We start from the raw sequence: 19,048 nt of genomic DNA on the forward strand, positions 1-19,048 counted from the left end.
GAGGAGTAACCAGTGGAGCCAAAGACATTCACATTAAATGATATTGTAGAAATGAAGAAGCCACATCCATGTGGGACAAACCGCTGGAAAGTGATCCGTATGGGGATGGATATTCGCATCAAGTGTGTCGGGTGCGGTCACAGTGTCATGATCCCCAGAAAGGATTTTGCGAAAAAAATGAAAAAGGTCATCTCAAACGGTGAAGAAGAATAAGTATTCTTTTTTTACCCATAATTCTTTTGACCTAATCCATCTTAGGTTCACATGATTGTAACCCAGAGCATCCAGCCGTTTTCATACGAGTGGATGCTTTTTCTATAGGAATGTTTTCCTGAGTGACGCCGGAAGCTTCACTTGTCTTTTCCCGCTATTATCTCTATAATTGTGAAAGGTTCGACCGTTTACTTATTTTTTGATCTTACAGGATTTTTAATAGATAAGAATATGGATGAGGAGTGACTGAAATGGCATTAACAGCTGGTATTGTTGGACTACCTAACGTAGGGAAATCCACTCTATTCAACGCAATTACAAAAGCAGGTGCAGAATCTGCGAACTACCCTTTCTGTACCATTGATCCGAACGTAGGAATCGTAGAGGTTCCAGATCACCGTCTGGATAAATTAACAGAACTCGTGGACCCGAAGAAGACGGTTCCCACTGCCTTTGAATTCACGGATATTGCCGGAATTGTAAAAGGGGCAAGTAAAGGGGAAGGATTGGGGAATAAGTTCTTATCCCATATCCGTCAAGTGGACGCGATCTGTCAGGTTGTCCGTTGTTTCGCGGATGACAATATCACACACGTATCGGGTAAAGTAGATCCGATCGCGGATATTGAAGTCATCAACCTGGAACTGATCCTCGCTGACCTTGAGACAGTCGACAAGCGTCTTGCCAGAGTTCAGAAGATGGCGAAGCAAAAGGATAAAGAAGCGGTATTTGAACATGATATTCTCGTGAAAATCAAAGAAGCTTTGGAAGCAGAGCAGCCTGCCCGTACAGTAGAGTTCTCTGACGAACAAATGAAGCTTGTGAAACAACTTCACCTTCTAACTTCAAAGCCGGTATTATATGTGGCAAACGTAAGTGAAGATGAAATTGCGGATCCTTCTGACAACGAGTATGTTCAGAAAGTACGTGAATTTGCAAAAGATGACAACGCAGAAGTAATTGTTGTCTGCGCGAAGATTGAATCTGAAATTGCCGAGCTTGACGATGAAGAAAAGGCGATGTTCCTGCAGGAATTAGGAATTGAAGAATCAGGCCTTGATCAGCTGATCCGTGCTACCTATTCCCTATTGGGACTGGCTACCTATTTCACGGCTGGTGTACAAGAGGTCCGTGCTTGGACGTTCCGCGAAGGAATGAAAGCCCCTCAATGTGCAGGAGTCATCCACACCGACTTCGAAAGAGGATTCATCCGTGCCGAAACCGTTTCTTACGAAGACTTGGTTGCAGCCGGAACAATGGGTGCAGCACGCGAAGCAGGAAAAGTCCGCCTCGAAGGTAAAGAATACCTCGTAAAAGACGGAGACATCATCCACTTCCGCTTTAACGTGTAAATAGTATATGGTTTTCCGAAAGAGTATGGTTTCTGCCTTAGAGGAGAGAGTAGTAGTTGATTTCCGCTCCAGGTGCTCGCTTTCCGCGGGGCTGGCGGTGAGCCTCCTCGGGCTAAAGCCCTGTGGGGTCTCACCTGTCCAGCATTTCCCGCAGGAGTCGAGCACCTTCCGCTCCAATCAACTGGCAAAGCATATATTTTGTAAGAATAAAATAGATAGTATAGTTTTTCTTACCATCTCTTGAAAAGAAATTTATTGGATTTCTTTTTGCTCTGTCAAAACATACTTCTTAAGATGGTGAGTGAACTGCGAAGACTCCTGCGGAAAACGGGCGTGCCGAGACCCCGGAAGCGAACTGTGCTGAGGAGGCTCGGTCGAACGTCCGCGGAAAGCGAAGCGGTTCCCTCACCATCCATCACACACTAATCGACAGAGCCAGGCAGACAACTTATTCTAAAGCATCAATCACATGAAAAGGTCATACAAAAAGACTAGAATTCCGATTCTAGTCTTTTTTTTACGTCATATTGCAATAATAGATATCTTATGCTATAATTTTATTTCGTGAGTAATGAACGCATTGCTCCTTGTTCTTTCATAAAGAAAGGACCGCATAGACCACGAGGAGGTGACATTCAGATGAGAAAGTACGAAGTTATGTACATTGTCCGCCCAAACATTGACGACGAGTCAAAGAAAGCAGTAGTTGAGCGTTTCGATAACGTTTTAACAACTAACGGCGCGGAAATCATCGAGTCAAAAGATTGGGGTAAACGTCGTTTAGCGTATGAAATCAACGATTTTCGTGATGGTTTCTATCAACTAGTTAAGATGAGCGCTACTTCTGATGCAGTTAACGAATTCGATCGTTTAGCTAAAATCAGCGATGATATTATCCGTCATATCGTTATTAAAGAAGAAGAATAATCCGTACGTTTTTTAAGATATACACTTCTATCATCTGTTTCACGTGAAACAGGAAACTAGAAGGAAGGGGTTGATTCTGATGATGAACCGAGTTGTATTAGTAGGGCGTTTAACCAAAGACCCTGAATTAAAATATACTCCAAGTGGAGTGGCTGTTGCTTCGTTTACACTGGCTGTCAATCGTAGTTTTACGAACCAATCAGGAGAACGGGAAGCAGATTTTATTAACTGTGTTGTATGGCGTCGCCCTGCAGAGAATGTAGCAAACTTTCTTAAAAAAGGCAGCTTAGCTGGCGTTGACGGTCGTATTCAAACACGTAATTTCGAAGGACAGGATGGACGCCGTGTGTTTATGACGGAAGTTGTAGCAGAAAGCGTTCAGTTCTTAGAACCGCGTAGTGCGAATCAAGGCGATCGTGGAGGAAGTCCGGGCTATTCGGGTGGAGGTCAGCGTGACCAAGGAAATCCGTATAGTCAGAATCAGAATCAACAACGCAACAATAATAACAACAACAACTATACACGTGTAGATGAGGATCCATTTGCAAATGACGGTCAGCCGATCGACATTTCCGATGATGATCTGCCATTCTAAACGAACGATAACGAATCCAAACAAGATAGGAGGCGAAACAAATGGCAGGAGGACGTAGAGGTGGACGTAGACGTCGTAAGGTGTGCTACTTCACAGCAAACGGAATTACACATATCGATTTCAAAGATGTTGATCTTCTTAAGAAATTCGTATCTGAACGTGGAAAGATTCTTCCACGTCGTGTAACTGGAACGAACGCTAAGTACCAACGTAAGTTGACTCGTGCGATCAAACGCGCTCGTACAATGGCATTACTTCCATACGTTACTGGTGAATAATATCATCGACTTAAAAGCAGCAGAGACTTGTCTCTGCTGCTTTTTTTATTGGCTGTTTTCGTAAATATTGTGTTTTAAAATTAGTGAGTGCTGGTTGATTTCCGCTGCAGGTGCTCGCTTTTCGCGGGGCGTGAGTTTCTGAATATAGGAAAATATAAATACATTCACGCATTAACTACCAGTATTTTTTGAAGTATTAAGCGGTCAACGATATCCTCTATAGTATATGAGTGGTTTTTCGATGAATTTTGTTACTAATGAGTTCTGTCACTCTTGGTTGTTGGGCTTTGTCAGATGCTTTTTTACCACAAGAATCTCTGCCAAAATAGCCTTTCGTAAAGATTCTTGTTCCTATTTAGTAAGAGATTTAATATCTGTTCATAATTAGAAGCCCGCTATGTAAAAGCACAGAGTGGATTGTAGCGGAAGGCACTTGACTCCTTCGGGAAATAGAGGAAAGGTCGAGACCCCGCAGGGCAAAGCCTGAGGAGGCTCGACTTCCTCCCCGAGGAAAGCAAGTGCCTGGAGCGAAAAGGAACGGTCTTATTTTCACACCACACCTTATCAAAGGACAATCAATATTTTAATATTTGAAATGTAAATTCCCCCCAAACTATAAATAATCACAGGAAAATGTCGATGAATAAGTATGTGTACATTGATGTTTTTTGTAGTATAAGGGGGGATTTTGGTGAAAAAAATCAGAAAGAAAAACAAAAAAGATCATAAAAAGAGATTTATTTTATCGTCCATCAGAATGAAGCTTATCGTCATCATTTCTATCTTATTTATAGTTTCTTTGGCTGTCATCATCTCCATTACCAGCTGGCAGACAAGAATGAAAACAGAGGATGAAGTCATCAGTCAAACTCAAGGGATCGTCGGGGAGCTAAATAATTCTGTACAGCTGTTCCTGGGACAATATGAAAAGAGTATTGATCAATACTCAGTTTCCAATTCATTGAAAAATTATGCAAAGGCACAAATGCAATCAGAAACGGAAGTAGATAATACGGAGCTATATGCGAATATCCAGTCGGATTTTGATAATTATCTTAGTTTATATGAGGAAGCCACTTCCATCTACTTTGCATCACCTAATAAGAAACTGAAAATTGTCCCTTCCGTCTCCCTGCCGAGTGATTTTGATCCGACGAGCAGGGATTGGTATAAAACTGCTGCTGAAGCAAGGGCCGGAGTCGTATGGAGCGAACCTTATGTCGATACGGCAACGGAGGAATACATCATTACGGCTTCAAGGGCGATTGTATCGGAAAACAAAGTGGTTGGTGTCCTCGGTGTCGATATTAACCTGTCGAAACTGACCGACCGTGTTTCCAAAATGGATATCGGATATAATGGCTATCCGTTTTTGATCGGCCTTGATGGTACAGCCATCGTTCATCCAACCAAACGCGGTGAAGATTTATCGACCCTGCCTTTCATCAGCAAAATGTTGAAATCCGAAAAAGAATCGGACACCATCCGTTATGAACTGGAAGGCGATAAAAAAATATTGGTATACAGTACGGTACCGAAGACGAATTGGAAAGTGGGATCGGCTTATAACATGGAGGATCTCATTCAATCCTCGAAAGACATTGAGCATTTACTTCTGATTACGGCTCTGATTACACTGGTCATCATGCTGGTACTGGTTGTCATTGTAGCAAATATGATGACAAAACCGATTAAAGAGCTGCAAAAAACGGTAACCGACGTGTCGTCCGGTGATTTATCCATTCAATCTGGAATTAACACAAAAGATGAAACGGGCCTACTGGCTTCAGATCTAAATAAAATGATCGTGAATATGAAAGATACGATAAAAGTCGTTCAGGAATCAATTTATAATGTTCGGGAATCTGCCGAAGGGTTAAGTGCGGTTTCTGAGGAAACAAATGCGTCAAGTGAGGAAATGGCAAGGGCTGTAACGGAAATCGCCACCGGAGCTTCCCAGTCAGCGGCTGACTCTGATCGTGCCCAGCTTCAAACAGAGCAATTGGGAACGAGAATTGATGGGGTTTATGAAAAATCCAAAGCCATGTCTGAACTTGCAGGGAAAGCGGATGTCATGAACCAGTCTGGATTGAATCAGGTTAAGGAATTGGAAAGTGCCTACCACTCCTCCAGTGAATACATCACTTCCATGGAAAAAGTCATCCTTAGCCTGGAAGCGAAAGTGAAGACGATTGAATCTGTCATGGGAACAATCACGGAAATTTCGTCTCAAACGAATCTCCTGGCCCTCAATGCGAGCATTGAAGCGGCACGAGCCGGTGAGCACGGTAAAGGGTTCGCCGTGGTAGCCGAAGAGGTCCGCAAGCTTGCAGATCAATCCGTGAAAGCGACGGAAGAAGTAAAGCGTACGATTGTTGAGATCCAACAGGGCTCTCATCAGGCAGTGGACGAAATGGTCAAGACGAAAGAAACATTCGAGGTACAGAATGATGTGATTCAGAAAACAAATCATGTATTCGACGAAACCTCTCAATTAATGAAATCCATGCAGCGTGAAATTGAGAATATGTATAACGAGGTGGGTCAAATCAATCTCGAAAAGGATGAAGTGGTCAATGTGATCCAAATGATGGCCGCGACAGCTGAAGAGACAGCGGCTTCCTGCGAGGAAATGAGCGCTTCGACAGAGGAGCAGGTAAGGGCCGTACAGTCCGTTACAGAAGCAGCGGAGCGTCTGACGGACTTAAGCCAGGAGCTTCAGTCATCCATTGAAAGGTTTAAAATTTCATAATCTGCGATAGTAGGGTGGTCCTGACACATTGCCATTCTTTATCTCCTACGTATACTCCTTTTTAAAGTGAGTGCATACTAGAGTAGATGAAGAGAGTTGCATGTTCAAGGACCGCCTTCTTTATTTGTGTGAGTCATTAAGATGAAATCTATCTCTAAAATTGATATGATAGTGCTATTGCATGTTGTTGTTTATTTTATTGTAAGGAGCGTTTTGAGTGAGGAATCCCCGTGTGTTGACTGAAGGTGCGCTTATGCTCGCCATCTTTACTGTACTAATGTTATTGAGTTTATATGTTCCGCTTATTGGGACCCTGGCATTTTTTGTGTTGCCCCTCCCTCTTATTTTATTCAGTTCCAAGTATTCGTTGTGGAATTCGGTCTTAGTATTGATCGGATCACTCGGTCTGTCTTTCTTATTCGGAGGACTGCTTGCATTGCCGGTTGCCTTTATGGTGGCTACAACCGGGGTGGTCATTGGCTGGTGTGTGAAGGCAAGAGTGGATAAGATGAGGCTGTTTATGGCAGCAAGTCTCACACTTGTTATAAATATTGTGATCGGTTATGTTGTTTCGATTCTTTTCTTAGGCGTGAATGTGATTGAAGACAGCCTGAAGGAATCGAAGGCAGCTTATTATTCTATTTTTGAAAAGCTTGGCCAGCAACCGGATAAAAGGCTGGTTGAAAGTCTGGAAAGTTCCGTCGAGTTGATCCATACCTTGATTCCTACTTTGTTTGTAGGGATAGCGGTGGTACTTGCTTTACTATTCATCTTGATCAATTTCCCGATCATGAAGCGTCTGGGAAGGGATGTACCGGTATTCAGGCCATTCAGGGAATGGAAGCTCCCTAAGAGCATTCTTTGGTATTATTTGATCACACTTGTGCTGTCGATGATCCTTCAGCCGGAAAAAGGAACATATGTTTATACGGCGCTGATTAATATTTTGTATGTACTGCAGACGTTGATGGCGGTGCAAGGCTTGTCTTTCATTTATTTCTTTGCCCATCTGAAAGGATGGTCCAAAGGGATTTTGGTATTAATTACAATCATTTCGATTCCTCTTCTTTATCTCGTGCGAATTTTAGGTATAATTGACTTAGGATTTGATCTAAGACAACGCCTGCAACGCAAGTCATAGAAATTTAAGATCCAGGAGCTGAAATCATGCCATCTTATTTTAATAAGCGAATGATCCGCTACCCATTGTACGGTCTAGCTATATTAACAGCTCTCATGTTAGTAGCGGTTTCCTTTTACCAATGGATCATTTCGTTAATAGGGTTGATTGTCTTTGGAGTCGTGTACTTTCTCGCTTTCTATTTTGAAAGAAGGTCACACGAAGAAACAGAGGAATATATCTCCACCTTATCCTATCGTGTCAAACGTGTTGGGGAAGAAGCGTTAATGGAGATGCCCATTGGGATCATGCTGATCAATGATGAATATTACATAGAATGGACGAATCCTTTTCTCGCCTCTTGTTTCAATGAAGACACAGTCGTAGGAAGGTCCCTATACGATGTGGCTGAATCACTTGTTCCATTAATCAAACAGGAAGTCGATTCGGAAATTGTGACGATTAATGAACGGAAGTATCATGTCGTATTGAAGCTCAAGGAAAAACTACTCTACTTCTTTGATGTCACAGAGCAAAAAGAAATAGAAAAGCAATATCATGATGAACGCACGAATATTGGAATCATTTTTCTAGATAACTATGATGAGTTGACGCAAGGCATGGATGATCAGACGAGAAGCAGTTTGAACAGCCTTGTGACATCCATCCTGAATAAGTGGGCGAAAGAGTACGGTGTGTTCTTGAAGAGGGTGTCTTCCGAACGGTTCATCGCCGTCATAAATGAGAAGATCCTTCAAGTACTGGAGAAGGAAAAGTTCGGAATCCTCGATGATGTACGGGATACGACTTCGAAGCAAAATGTCCCCCTCACATTGAGTATCGGTGTCGGGACAGGGGTCTCATCCCTTCCTGAACTCGGGACTCTGGCCCAATCAAGTCTTGACCTCGCTTTGGGACGAGGCGGTGACCAGGTCGCGATCAAACAGACCAATGGAAAGGTCAAGTTCTATGGCGGTAAAACCAACCCGATGGAAAAACGCACCCGGGTCCGGGCAAGGGTCATTTCCCATGCCTTGAAGGAAATCATGATCGAGAGTGACAAGGTCATCATCATGGGGCACAAACATCCCGATATGGACGCGATTGGAGCGGCGATCGGAATCAGGAAAGTGGCCCAGATGAATCAGCGTGATGGCTACGTCGTCTTGAACTTTAATGAAATCGACAACGGCGTGAAACGATTGATGAAGGAAATCAAAGCCAATTCCGATCTTCATCCACGCTTCATCACACCCGAGGAAGCACTTGAGATGGCAACGGACGATACGGTGCTCGTAGTCGTCGATACCCATAAGCCTTCCCTGGTCATTGAAGAAAAGCTTTTAAATAAGGTGGATAAAGTCGTCGTCATCGATCATCATCGACGGGGCGAAGATTTTATTAAAAATCCACTGCTAGTCTATATGGAGCCATACGCTTCCTCTACGGCAGAGCTTGTGACAGAGCTCCTCGAATATCAGCCGAAGCATGAGAAGATCACGATGCTTGAAGCGACGTCGCTCCTCGCAGGGATCATTGTCGATACGAAGAGCTTTACGCTCCGGACGGGCTCGAGAACGTTTGATGCTGCCTCGTATTTACGGGCACAAGGGGCGGATACGGTACTCGTCCAAAAATTCCTCAAAGAGGATGTCGAGACGTATATCAAGCGTTCCCGATTAATCGAATCGGTCAAATTCTTCCGTGAAGGAGTCGCCATTGCGAAAGCCGAGGAGGATGTCATTTATGATCCCGTCCTCATTGCCCAGGCGGCAGACACATTACTGACAATGGATGAGGTCATTGCGTCCTTCGTCATCTCGAAGCGGGATCCTGAAACAATCGGTATCAGTGCACGTTCACTTGGTGACGTCAACGTACAGATCATCATGGAAAACCTGAACGGTGGAGGTCATTTAACCAATGCCGCCACCCAGATCAAGCAGGTATCGGTCCTGGAAGCGGAAGAACAGCTGAAAGAAGCACTAAATGATTATTTTGAAGGGAGAAAAGAGATATGAAAGTCATTTTCTTAAAAGACGTTAAAGGTAAAGGTAAAAAAGGCGAAGTGAAAAATGTAGCAGACGGCTATGCACATAACTTTTTATTGAAGAAGGGACTGGCTGTTGAAGCAACGAATGCAAACATCGGTCAACTTGAGGGGCAGAAGAAGAAAGAACAGCAAGTCGCTCAAGAAGAACTGGAAGAGGCGAAAAAATTAAAATCGACACTTGAAGAAATCACGGTTGAGATGAAGGCGAAATCCGGTGAAGGCGGCCGATTATTCGGATCCATCACGAGCAAGCAAATCGCAGATGCGATGAAAAAGGCTCATGACATTAAAATCGATAAACGTAAAATCGAAATGAATGACGCCATCCGTGCCCTTGGTTACACAAATGTTCCTGTGAAACTGCATACAGATGTGTCCGCAACATTAAAGGTACATGTAACGGAAGAATAGTTTTCCACTGAATATACGAAATTTGGTAACTTCATTTTGAGAAAAACATGTTAAAATGAATATAGCTTGATATAAAATGTGATCTGGATTTTATCCTGATCACATTTTTTCGGTAGAATACCATTCTTTTTTTATATAGATAATGAAAGTCAGGATCTGTTTGATCGTAAGGGAGGCTTGAGCATAGATGAATGAAATGTTTCAGGACCGGGTTCCACCTCAGAATATAGAGGCTGAACAAGCGGTATTAGGGGCCATTTTCCTTGAGCCCAGTGCATTGACGACCACATCGGAAATATTGATTCCAGAGGATTTCTATCGTCATTCTCATCAAAGAATATACAATGTCATGCTGAATCTGGGGGACGGTGGAAAAGCCGTCGACTTGATCACGGTGACCGAAGAACTGGCAGCAGCGAAAGAGCTTGAAGACGTCGGCGGAGTCGCTTACTTAAGTGAACTGGCCGCTTCCGTTCCAACCGCTGCGAATATTGAATACTACGCAAAGATCGTGGAAGAGAAGTCATTACTCCGCAGGTTGATCCGTACAGCGACGGATATCGCTTCTGACGGCTATGCCCGTGAAGATGAAGTGGACAGCCTCCTGAGTGAAGCGGAAAAAAATATCATGGAAGTGGCTCAGCGTAAAAACGCCGGGGCTTTCCATAATATTAAAGATGTACTCGTACGGACGTATGACAATATCGAAACCCTGACGAATCGTAAGGGTGACGTAACGGGTATTTCAACAGGATTCGCCGACCTTGATCATATGACGGCGGGATTCCAACGAAATGACTTGATCATTGTAGGTGCCCGTCCTTCCATGGGTAAGACCGCCTTTGCCCTGAACATCGCTCAGAACGTAGCCGTAAAAGCCAAGGAAAATGTAGCCATCTTCTCACTCGAGATGGGTGCGGGACAGCTTGTCATGCGTATGCTGTGTGCAGAAGGGAATATTAACGCTCAGAATCTCCGTACCGGTGATCTGACGGACGAAGATTGGAGAAAGCTGACCATGGCTATGGGAAGCCTTTCGAATGCAGGTATTTATATTGATGATACACCGGGGATCAAAGTAGGGGAGATCCGTTCCAAATGCCGTCGACTCGCTCAGGAGCACGGACTGGGCATGATCCTCATCGATTATTTGCAGCTGATCCAGGGTAGCGGACGTTCCGGAGAAAACCGTCAGCAGGAGGTTTCGGAGATTTCCCGTTCCCTTAAGGGACTTGCCCGTGAGCTTGAAGTGCCAGTCATCGCCTTATCCCAGCTCTCCCGTGGAGTGGAGCAGCGTCAGGACAAGCGCCCGATGATGTCGGATATCCGTGAATCAGGAAGTATCGAGCAGGATGCGGATATTGTAGCCTTCCTATACCGCGAAGATTACTACGACAAAGAAGCGGAAAACAAGAATATCATTGAAATCATCATCGCCAAGCAGCGTAACGGCCCGGTTGGGAACGTATCATTGGCGTTTGTGAAAGAATATAATAAATTCGTGAATCTGGAGCGGCGATTTGACGACGCTCCGGCTTAAAAAAAATCCAAGCCCTGTCTGATACAGGTGCTTGGATTTTTTTGTTTATAGAATGGTCGCATGCTGATGGGCATGAAGTCTTGTGAAGATACCGTCCTCTTTTGAAAGCAGTTCTTCATGTGTCCCATCTTCAGCAATCCCATTTTCGGTGACGACCAGAATGCGGTCCGCTTTTCGGATCGTTGCCAACCGGTGGGCAATCACCAGTGTGGTCCTGTCTTTTGCCAGTTCATTTAAAGCCTCCTGGATGATCGCTTCCGTTTCCGTATCCAAAGCGGAAGTGGCCTCATCCAGAATCAGGATTCGTGGATTCTTTAGGAACATACGGGCGATGGATAAGCGCTGCTTTTGACCTCCGGAAAGCTTCAGTCCCCTCTCCCCGATCTGGGTATCATATCCGTCTGGAAGGGATGCGATAAGATCTGTCAGATGCGCACGTCTCGTCGCTTCCTCGATTTCTTCCTGAGTAGCATCAAGCTTCCCATAAGCGATATTTTCACGGAGGGATCCTGTGAATAAGAACACATCCTGCTGTACGATTCCGATTTGGGAGCGGAGGGATTCCTTCGTCATCTCACGAATATCGATCCCATCAATGGTGATGGATCCTTCTTCTATATCATAGAAGCGGGGGATCAATGAGCAAATCGTCGTTTTCCCGGCACCGGAAGGACCGACAAATGCGACGGTCTGGCCTGATTGAATGGTAAAGGATAAATCGTTAAGAATAGGTCGATCCGGCTCATACCCAAAAGTCACGGCGTCAAAGGCAATATCCCCTCTCAGCGTGGACACTTCAACAGCATGAGGGCGATTCTCAATATCCGGCTCCACATCCATGAGCTCAGTGAACCGTTTAAAGCCTGCCATCCCCTTCGGATACAGCTCAAGGAGGGCGGAAATTTTATCAATTGGTTTAAACAGGACATTGATATAAAGGATGAAAGCAACGAGCTCCCCATAGGAAAGGGCCCCTGAAAAACTTAACCATGCCCCGTATACCAGTATGATCAAGGTCATCAATCGGGTCGTAATGTAGATGCCGGACAAATTCACGCTCATCACGTTATAAGCCTTCAGTTTCGATTTACGGAAAAATTGATTGTTCTCGTTAAATCGTTCCATTTCATAAGACTCATTTGTGAATGATTGAACCACTCTCGCCCCAGAAACACTGTCTTCAACGCGGCTGTTGACGTCCGCGATATTTCCGTACATCTTCGTCCAGGCCGCATTCATTTTAATATTTGAATGCGAAATGAGCCAGACAAGGAATGGAACAATGATAATAGCGACCAAAGCAAGCTCCATATTGATGGTGAGCATGATCCAAAACGCCCCGATGAAGGTCATGACAGCGATGAACAGATCTTCAGGACCGTGGTGGGCAAGCTCCCCGATGTCCATCAGGTCATTTGTCACCCGGCTCATGATATTACCCGTTTTCGTATTGTCAAAGAAGCGGAACGATTGTCTCTGTACATGCTGAAACAATTCTCTCCTCATATCTGTCTCGATATTGATCCCAAGCTTATGCCCCCAATAGTTCACTACGAACTGCATGGATGAACTCAGAAGATACAAGACCAGAAGACCGGCAGATACAGCAAGGATGGTACTCCAATTCCCATCTGGCAATAAGGAATCAATAAACCACGATACCGCCAAAGGAAATCCTAACTCTAAAAGTCCCACCAACACCGCACAGGCAAAATCAATATAAAAAAGCCGCCGGTGCGGACGGTAATAACTAAAAAATCGTTTAATCATCAAATCGTCACCTCGATATTTAATTGTATGTAAAATTCAAAATGCTTATTTTAGATTAGCAAAAGATTCTAAAATGCGCTATCTTATTTGTTCGCTTCTTTACCAAGCTTGATCAAGCAGATTGAGTGCTATTGCTCTGTTCGTATAGCATATTGCTTGATTGTCAGGGTATTCGCTCCCTTTCTCCGGACGACCGGTCAAGCCTCCTCGCATTCGCTGCGGGGTCTTGACTCGCCCGTTTTTCCGCAGGAGTCTCGCAAATCCCCTGACAATCTATATATTTTCTTAAACTATCACAATAAAGTTGATTTTCTGCTCCCTTGTAGATAGTTCATCTTCTGAATCAAACTATCTACATTAAGAGTTTTTTTGTTTGCCATTTCTCATTATGCAGTCAAAATATAAAAGCACAGAGTGGATTGTAGCAGAAGGCACTTGACTCCTCCCCCCCGGGGAATCTTGTGCCTGGAGCGGAAAGGAACGGTCCCCTTTTCACCCACCATCATTACCTCACTTTTAATTAGCCTGTTTTATTTGTCTTGAAATTCTTAAACTAAAGGATTTCAGGGAGGAAAGTCCGAAATTACACGAACATAAATATAATTACCTATTTAAACGTTCGTGTTTTGATTGACTTTCAGTTTTAGTGTTGATAAAATGAGTTTGTTTGATAAAAGAGGGAATACTAATTCCCGTCGGAGGTGCTTAATATGTCTTCAGTAGTAGTAGTAGGTACACAATGGGGAGACGAAGGAAAAGGAAAGATCACTGACTTCCTTTCTGAACATGCAGAAGTAATCGCGCGTTACCAAGGTGGGAACAACGCGGGTCATACGATTAAGTTTGACGGTGAAACATATAAATTACACTTAATTCCATCAGGTATATTCTATAATGAAAAAACGTCCGTCATCGGAAACGGGATGGTTGTCGATCCTAAAGCTCTTGTGAAAGAGTTGAAGTATCTTCACGATCGCGATGTAACAACAGACAACTTAAGAATCAGCAATCGTGCACACGTGATTCTTCCATATCACTTAAAGCTGGATGAAATTGACGAAGAGCGTAAAGGTGCCAACAAAATCGGCACAACAAAAAAAGGGATCGGTCCTGCTTATATGGATAAAGCAGCACGTGTCGGAATCCGTATAGCAGATCTTCTGGATCGGCAATCATTCGAAGAAAAGCTTTCACGTAACCTTGAAGAGAAAAACCGTCTCTTTGAAAAATTTTATGAAACAGAAGGCTTCAATATTGAAGACATTCTGGATGAATACTACGAGTACGGTCAGCAAATCAAGCACTACGTTGTCGATACTTCCGTTGTCTTAAACGATGCAATCGATAACGGCCGTCGTGTTCTATTCGAAGGAGCTCAAGGGGTTATGCTTGATATCGATCAAGGTACATATCCATTTGTCACGTCTTCTAACCCGGTAGCCGGTGGAGTGACAATCGGTTCTGGTGTAGGCCCTACAAAAATCAACCACGTAGTCGGCGTATCCAAAGCATACACTACCCGCGTAGGGGACGGACCTTTCCCAACGGAACTGACGAACGAAACTGGAGACAGAATCCGCGAAGTTGGCCGTGAATACGGTACAACGACTGGGCGTCCACGCCGTGTCGGCTGGTTTGACAGTGTGGTTGTGCGTCATGCTCGCCGTGTCAGCGGGTTAACAGACCTTTCACTGAATTCGATCGACGTTCTGACAGGAATCGAAACATTGAAAATCTGTGTTGCTTACAAGTATAAAGGTGAAGTCATGGAAGAGTTCCCTGCTAACCTGAACATCCTGGCTGAATGTGAGCCTGTGTACGAAGAGCTTCCAGGATGGACGGAAGACATCACAGGATGCAAGACGTTAACGGATCTTCCTGAAAATGCTCGTCACTACTTAGAGCGAGTATCACAATTGACAGGTATCCCTCTGTCCATCTTCTCAGTCGGACCGGACCGTTCTCAAACGAATGTGGTTCGCAGCGTGTGGAGCCCGAATTAATGACAATAAAACTCTCAGCCTATAAGCGGCTGAGAGTTTTTTATTGATTCAATTCTTCGTACACCCGGTCATGACAAACGACATAGAGGATGTCATCGGTATGAAGCTCCCGATTCGTGGCATCGGTGAAATCCATATTATCATTCACGGCAAGGAGAATGGCCCCTTTTTCAAGAAGTTCCTCTGATGCCTGCTTGATCGTCTTCCAATTTTCCTTCACCTTGAATTCATGAATGTTATTTCCGTATCGCTTACTGAGTAGTTGCCTGAATAAATTCGTCGTTCCGGGATGCAGGGTGGCTTTTGCCATGAGAAGGGAAACGGAATCATTGGATAAAATAAAGTCCTCGACGGCGATATGCTGGAATTTAGGAATATGACGGTCTTCCGAAACTTCTACGATGGTATGGACTTCCCTCTGATGGGTTTTCGATAATCCTTCAACGGCGGATGCTATTAATAATGTCTTACCATCTATCAGGGAAGGATCCTCGATCTTGGAATCCGAAAAGATCGCCACACGTTTAGCCTCAAAGATATTTGCCATCAGCAAAATATTCTCATCAGATGGGTCCCCTTGGATGAAATGGATCTGCTCATGCTCGATCGGAGTGACGGGAAGCATGTCGATGAGTACAATTTCGGCATCGGGAACATGGGCAAGTATTTCTTCAATGGCCCTCTCCGTTTTCTTTGACCAATTGATGTAAATGTAATGATCTTCATATGTATACACTAATTTTCCCTCCCTTTTGAATTTCTGAAACGTCGTAATCGAATCAACCGTCTTACTGATCAACACCCCGATGATCCCGATTCCAAAGATGAAGAGGAAGATCCCAAGCATCCTGCCTCCAACTGAAACGGGAAAGTAATCCCCATAACCGACAGTGGTCAAGGTCGTCATTGTCCACCAGAATCCATCAAAGAGCGTTGGAAAGGTTTCAGGTTCCAAAAAATGACTGCCAACGGTTCCAATTAGGACGATAATCAGTGATAATAGAAAAATGAACCCGAAGTCCATCTTCGTGATCTGTTTCCAAATCCTTTGGAAAATAAGCATACTGCCCCTCCTTTTTTAAAAAAATCATAGTTCAATCATACCAATGAACTCCCGGGAAATGAAACTTTTTCCGCATTGGTTCGTATAGTTAAAAGAAATCATTGTAGGAGGCTGGAGTTATAAATGAAAGCACCGATATTAGAATATAGATTGAGAAAAGGGAATGACACCTTTGAAGCGATTTATCATTATCAAGATATTGAGCTGGAACAGATCCTGGCAAGGAGGGAATGTGAGTTCTTCGTGAAGGAAGGAGTCACCTACCGGCAGCTGTCTTCTGCTATTGAAGGGAACCTATTCATCATTTATGTGGAAACCTATGAAGAGGAGCCGCTGAAGGATCAGTTGTTTCCCCCTGAACGACTGATACTCGAGATTCGTGAATTAAATCAGCGGAAACATAATCCCATTTTAAAAATAGAACACCATGATTACCATCTTGATATTCTAAGTGTCATCGGTTCTGTTTACTATTATGTAGATGGGACTGAATGGGAACGGGACTCTGCTGAAATCGATGAGGACCGTTATGTGTATATACTCTATGTGAAGGCAACGGGATATAAGCTAGAGGAGGAAAGAAGATGAACAAAACGAAAAAAATGATGGCGGGAGTGGCCGCTTCCGTCATGGCGATATCTGTCAGTGGATGTGGGAATCAGGATCTTCCACCGGAACCGACGGATGTAGACTGTGACGACTGGGATTGGGATGACGATAGCGGGACGTATTATTGCGATGACAACAGGTCACCCCACTTCGGCTATTTTTGGTTCGCTGGCAGGATGTTTAAAAACAAATCAAACCTGAAAAGTTTCTCCAAATACAAATCATACTCCAAAAGCTATAAATCAGGAATCGGAAGCGGCTCTAAAGGTGGATTCGGAGGATAATATGACAACCTCTCATCGTGAAAGAAGAAATGACTTTTACAACGACATTCCTGAGTTCTGGCACAATTTATATGACATGGAATATGCACTACTGGATCTTCATATGAAATCACGTGAAACGGTTCTGGGGATTCACGAAGCATCCAAGAGGGTATACGCCATATTTGTTAAAACAGCCGATCTGCTGAGGGAATTAGAAGATGATACCCTTCTCGAACTTGGCTACCCCGAGGAATCACTTGCGTATATAAAATTCAAATCCATTTCGCAAGAGTGTCTTATCGGGAGATTCGATTTTGTCGTTTCAGAAGGGGAAATGAAACTATTGGAATTTAATAGTGATACTCCCACTTTCATAAAAGAGCTCTATTACGTGAATGAAAGGGTATGTCAGTATTTTGATTGTCCGAACCCGAATGCGGGAATGGAACAGCAATTAACCAAAGAGTTGAAACGGGGTCTCTTATCTTCCTGGAAGTCCCTTCAACGAAAAGGAGACGCAAAAATCGTCTTCACTTCTCATGCTGATCACGAAGAAGATTACTTGACAACGAAGTATATCCAGGAGCTTTCCGGAGTCCCTTCAGAATATGTCAGTCTCGATCAGCTGCAAATACGGGACGATGGATTATATACTCCCAAGGGAGAGCGGATCGATATCTTATACCGGCAAACCTATCCGGTCGAGCATCTCGTCGACGATCAAGATCCACTGACTGAAGAAAAAGTCGGTCTGGAACTGATGCGTTTGGTATCGGATAGAAAGCTTGCGATCTTGAACCCTCCCTCCTCCTTTTTGCTGCAATCAAAAGGGGTGCAGGCACTCATATGGGGGCTGCATGAAGAGAGAAGTCCTTTCTTTACCGAAGAGGAACACAAATGGATCGAACGCTACTTTCTTCCAACCTATTTGGATCCAGAACCCTTCGAAGAAAGCGGGATGACCTACGTTCAGAAGCCTGCATTCGGACGCGAAGGAGATACAGTCAAAATCTTGGAAGCAACAGGGAGGGTCCTATTACAAGATAAAAATGAAACCTATAAACAAACCCTCCCGGTATATCAAAAGTTCTGTCCACTTCCCGTCTCGGTGATCACAACCGATGAAGGAAAAAAGGAAGCAAGCCTAATGGTCGGGAGCTTCATTATTAACGGCAACCCGGGCGCCATCGGCATACGGGCCGGAAATGCCATAACCGATAACGAATCATACTTTCTGCCTGTAGGAATACGGGAGAATTAAAAAGGAGAGAAACACATGCAAATCATAACAAGTGACGCCTTACTCAGCTTTTTGGCCCACGTCGGAACCGGCCTTGGACTCATGATCCTCGGAATCACCGTCTTCGCCTTCACCACCAAGTTCTCAGAAGCGACTTTGATCAAAGAAGGAAACATCGCTGTAGCCTTGAAGCTGTGGGGAAAAGCCATCGGGCTCGCCATCGTCATCTACACCGTCTGGGCGAACAGCCTGAACCTGCTTGACGCGTTCATCTGGGGACTGATCGGAATCGCGACCCAGGTCATCGCCTACTGGATCATCGAGTACGTCCTGACGCCGCGTACGAACTTAGCGAAGAAAGTGGAAGAAGGAAATATTGCCATCGGATTCAGCCTATTCTCCGCAGCGATCGTCGTTGGATTGGTTGTGGCGGCTAGTTTGACTTATTAATTGGGATTAGGGATCTGCTGTTGGAGCGGTTTATGGCTCGGATGGCGGGTCTTTTTTGTGTGTGGATTTCATTAAAATTAATTCACCCTTAAGCTGAAAGAACCAAATTATTCCCCAAGAAATAATTTTCGACAAAAAAACCAAAAAAACAGTTGCCCTCGACAATCATGCTGTGATAATATTAATTTCGTTGTCACGAAAGAGGCTTTGATCAAGCTTATCGATTCGTGTTTATATATACTTAGAGAGCCATTAGCTCAGTTGGTAGAGCATCTGACTTTTAATCAGAGGGTCGAAGGTTCGAATCCTTCATGGCTCACCATTTTTTTACGGCCCATTGGTCAAGCGGTTAAGACACCGCCCTTTCACGGCGGTAACACGGGTTCGAATCCCGTATGGGTCACCA

The 19,048-nt window shown here is 44.2% G+C and carries 17 protein-coding genes and 2 tRNA genes; 17 read left to right on the top strand and 2 right to left on the bottom strand.

The features are described 5' to 3' along the window. The first annotated feature begins 12 nt into the window (after positions 1-12). The 10 genes from NQ095_RS22130 to dnaB all read left to right on the top strand — a co-directional run bounded on the left by NQ095_RS22130 (position 13) and on the right by dnaB (position 11,241). Complete coding sequence (locus NQ095_RS22130; RefSeq protein ID WP_258265504.1) at positions 13-213, top strand: DUF951 domain-containing protein; 201 nt, start codon at positions 13-15, stop codon at positions 211-213. A gap of 251 nt (positions 214-464) precedes the next feature. Next, on the top strand, positions 465-1,565 hold the full coding sequence (gene ychF / locus NQ095_RS22135; RefSeq protein WP_060674606.1) for a redox-regulated ATPase YchF: 1,101 nt from the start codon (positions 465-467) through the stop codon (positions 1,563-1,565). 639 nt (positions 1,566-2,204) lie between these two features. After that, positions 2,205-2,492: a 30S ribosomal protein S6 gene (gene rpsF / locus NQ095_RS22140; RefSeq protein ID WP_201716174.1), complete on the top strand. Its 288-nt coding sequence runs from the start codon at positions 2,205-2,207 to the stop codon at positions 2,490-2,492. A gap of 79 nt (positions 2,493-2,571) precedes the next feature. Further along, the gene (gene ssb / locus NQ095_RS22145; RefSeq protein ID WP_034764778.1) at positions 2,572-3,087 is read left to right on the top strand and encodes a single-stranded DNA-binding protein; all 516 of its coding nucleotides are present in this window, start codon (positions 2,572-2,574) and stop codon (positions 3,085-3,087) included. A 41-nt stretch (positions 3,088-3,128) separates the two neighbouring features. Beyond that, positions 3,129-3,365, top strand: a complete 237-nt coding sequence (rpsR, locus tag NQ095_RS22150) for a 30S ribosomal protein S18 (RefSeq protein ID WP_034764780.1) — start codon at positions 3,129-3,131, stop codon at positions 3,363-3,365. Positions 3,366-4,056: 691 nt separating this feature from the next. Further along, on the top strand, positions 4,057-6,117 hold the full coding sequence (locus NQ095_RS22155) for a methyl-accepting chemotaxis protein (protein WP_258265505.1): 2,061 nt from the start codon (positions 4,057-4,059) through the stop codon (positions 6,115-6,117). A gap of 217 nt (positions 6,118-6,334) precedes the next feature. Then, the gene (locus NQ095_RS22160) at positions 6,335-7,258 is read left to right on the top strand and encodes a YybS family protein (RefSeq protein WP_258265506.1); all 924 of its coding nucleotides are present in this window, start codon (positions 6,335-6,337) and stop codon (positions 7,256-7,258) included. A 26-nt stretch (positions 7,259-7,284) separates the two neighbouring features. Next, the gene (locus NQ095_RS22165; RefSeq protein WP_258265507.1) at positions 7,285-9,258 is read left to right on the top strand and encodes a DHH family phosphoesterase; all 1,974 of its coding nucleotides are present in this window, start codon (positions 7,285-7,287) and stop codon (positions 9,256-9,258) included. Beyond that, positions 9,255-9,701 carry a 50S ribosomal protein L9 gene (rplI, locus tag NQ095_RS22170; RefSeq protein WP_258265508.1) on the top strand — a complete coding sequence of 149 codons (447 nt, stop codon included), beginning with the start codon at positions 9,255-9,257 and terminating at the stop codon, positions 9,699-9,701. Before NQ095_RS22165 ends, rplI begins: the two co-directional genes overlap by 4 nt. A gap of 187 nt (positions 9,702-9,888) precedes the next feature. Continuing rightward, positions 9,889-11,241: a replicative DNA helicase gene (gene dnaB / locus NQ095_RS22175; protein WP_258265509.1), complete on the top strand. Its 1,353-nt coding sequence runs from the start codon at positions 9,889-9,891 to the stop codon at positions 11,239-11,241. A gap of 45 nt (positions 11,242-11,286) precedes the next feature. Here the strand turns inward: dnaB and NQ095_RS22180 are convergent, their stop codons facing one another. Further along, positions 11,287-13,011, bottom strand: a complete 1,725-nt coding sequence (locus tag NQ095_RS22180; protein ID WP_258265510.1) for an ABC transporter ATP-binding protein — start codon at positions 13,009-13,011, stop codon at positions 11,287-11,289. 710 nt (positions 13,012-13,721) lie between these two features. Here NQ095_RS22180 and NQ095_RS22185 point away from each other — a divergent pair. Further along, positions 13,722-15,014: an adenylosuccinate synthase gene (locus NQ095_RS22185; RefSeq protein ID WP_258265511.1), complete on the top strand. Its 1,293-nt coding sequence runs from the start codon at positions 13,722-13,724 to the stop codon at positions 15,012-15,014. 40 nt (positions 15,015-15,054) lie between these two features. On the opposite strand, the gene NQ095_RS22190 is transcribed toward NQ095_RS22185, so the two are convergent. Beyond that, the gene (locus tag NQ095_RS22190; RefSeq protein WP_258265512.1) at positions 15,055-16,077 is read right to left on the bottom strand and encodes a potassium channel family protein; all 1,023 of its coding nucleotides are present in this window, start codon (positions 16,075-16,077) and stop codon (positions 15,055-15,057) included. A gap of 123 nt (positions 16,078-16,200) precedes the next feature. On the opposite strand from NQ095_RS22190, the gene NQ095_RS22195 reads away from it, so the two are divergent. From NQ095_RS22195 to NQ095_RS22220, 6 genes are all read left to right on the top strand, one after another. Continuing rightward, the gene (locus NQ095_RS22195; protein ID WP_258265513.1) at positions 16,201-16,665 is read left to right on the top strand and encodes a hypothetical protein; all 465 of its coding nucleotides are present in this window, start codon (positions 16,201-16,203) and stop codon (positions 16,663-16,665) included. Then, entirely contained in the window at positions 16,662-16,970 is a 309-nt protein-coding gene (locus NQ095_RS22200) for a hypothetical protein (RefSeq protein WP_258265514.1), read from the top strand. Before NQ095_RS22195 ends, NQ095_RS22200 begins: the two co-directional genes overlap by 4 nt. 1 nt (position 16,971) lies before the next feature. Next, complete coding sequence (locus NQ095_RS22205) at positions 16,972-18,213, top strand: glutathionylspermidine synthase family protein (RefSeq protein WP_258265515.1); 1,242 nt, start codon at positions 16,972-16,974, stop codon at positions 18,211-18,213. A gap of 15 nt (positions 18,214-18,228) precedes the next feature. After that, complete coding sequence (locus NQ095_RS22210; protein WP_258265516.1) at positions 18,229-18,642, top strand: DUF350 domain-containing protein; 414 nt, start codon at positions 18,229-18,231, stop codon at positions 18,640-18,642. Positions 18,643-18,888: 246 nt separating this feature from the next. After that, positions 18,889-18,964 (top strand) — tRNA-Lys (locus NQ095_RS22215). A gap of 9 nt (positions 18,965-18,973) precedes the next feature. Further along, positions 18,974-19,048 (top strand) — tRNA-Glu (locus NQ095_RS22220).

This window comes from Rossellomorea sp. SC111, assembly GCF_024733565.1.
Taxonomy (GTDB): Bacteria; Bacillota; Bacilli; order Bacillales; family Bacillaceae_B; genus Rossellomorea.

Coding starts and splice junctions, on each gene's coding strand:
- NQ095_RS22210 (WP_258265516.1), top strand. CDS start 18,229: ATGCAAATCATAACAAGTGACGCCTTACTCAGCTTTTTGGCCCACGTC.
- NQ095_RS22185 (WP_258265511.1), top strand. CDS start 13,722: ATGTCTTCAGTAGTAGTAGTAGGTACACAATGGGGAGACGAAGGAAAA.
- NQ095_RS22180 (WP_258265510.1), bottom strand. CDS start 13,011: ATGATTAAACGATTTTTTAGTTATTACCGTCCGCACCGGCGGCTTTTT.
- rpsF (WP_201716174.1), top strand. CDS start 2,205: ATGAGAAAGTACGAAGTTATGTACATTGTCCGCCCAAACATTGACGAC.
- NQ095_RS22190 (WP_258265512.1), bottom strand. CDS start 16,077: ATGCTTATTTTCCAAAGGATTTGGAAACAGATCACGAAGATGGACTTC.
- dnaB (WP_258265509.1), top strand. CDS start 9,889: ATGAATGAAATGTTTCAGGACCGGGTTCCACCTCAGAATATAGAGGCT.
- ychF (WP_060674606.1), top strand. CDS start 465: ATGGCATTAACAGCTGGTATTGTTGGACTACCTAACGTAGGGAAATCC.
- rplI (WP_258265508.1), top strand. CDS start 9,255: ATGAAAGTCATTTTCTTAAAAGACGTTAAAGGTAAAGGTAAAAAAGGC.
- ssb (WP_034764778.1), top strand. CDS start 2,572: ATGATGAACCGAGTTGTATTAGTAGGGCGTTTAACCAAAGACCCTGAA.
- NQ095_RS22205 (WP_258265515.1), top strand. CDS start 16,972: ATGACAACCTCTCATCGTGAAAGAAGAAATGACTTTTACAACGACATT.
- NQ095_RS22165 (WP_258265507.1), top strand. CDS start 7,285: ATGCCATCTTATTTTAATAAGCGAATGATCCGCTACCCATTGTACGGT.
- rpsR (WP_034764780.1), top strand. CDS start 3,129: ATGGCAGGAGGACGTAGAGGTGGACGTAGACGTCGTAAGGTGTGCTAC.
- NQ095_RS22200 (WP_258265514.1), top strand. CDS start 16,662: ATGAACAAAACGAAAAAAATGATGGCGGGAGTGGCCGCTTCCGTCATG.
- NQ095_RS22195 (WP_258265513.1), top strand. CDS start 16,201: ATGAAAGCACCGATATTAGAATATAGATTGAGAAAAGGGAATGACACC.